Source organism: Desulfofundulus thermobenzoicus (genome assembly GCF_009428905.1).
GTDB lineage: Bacteria > Bacillota > Desulfotomaculia > Desulfotomaculales > Desulfovirgulaceae > Desulfofundulus_A > Desulfofundulus_A thermobenzoicus.
In genome coordinates this window covers 1-468 of sequence record NZ_WHYR01000173.1, presented here as the reverse complement: position 1 = coordinate 468, position 468 = coordinate 1, and the positions used below count along the sequence as shown (strand labels likewise).

The window sequence follows — 468 nt, the reverse complement described above, 5'->3', positions numbered from 1 at the left end:
CAATCCAAGGGTGCAGGTAGAACACACGATCACAGAAATGATCACAGGTGTCGATATCGTTCAAACTCAAATTCTTGTTGCAAAGGGGCATAACCTTCACAGCAAAGAAGTTGGTATTCCAAAGCAAGAAGATATCTTTACACACGGCTTTGCCATTCAATCAAGGGTCACAACAGAAGATCCTTTAAATGACTTTATGCCAGACACAGGAAAAATTATGGCCTACCGCTCAGGTGGGGGATTTGGTGTACGTCTTGATACAGGGAACAGCTTCCAAGGTGCGGTCATTACACCTTATTACGACTCACTATTGGTCAAGCTGTCCACATGGGCGCTCACGTTTGATCAAGCGGCTGCTAAAATGGTTCGAAATTTACAAGAATTCAGGATTCGCGGAATTAAAACAAACATCCCATTTCTTGAAAACGTAGCTAAGCATGAAAAGTTCCTAAAAGGGGAATACGATAC

Annotated in this window: 1 protein-coding gene; it reads left to right on the top strand. The window is 42.7% G+C overall.

The features are described 5' to 3' along the window. Window positions 1-468 (top strand): ATP-binding protein (locus tag GFC01_RS18080; RefSeq protein WP_479723394.1); only part of this gene is annotated, 468 nt, incomplete at both ends.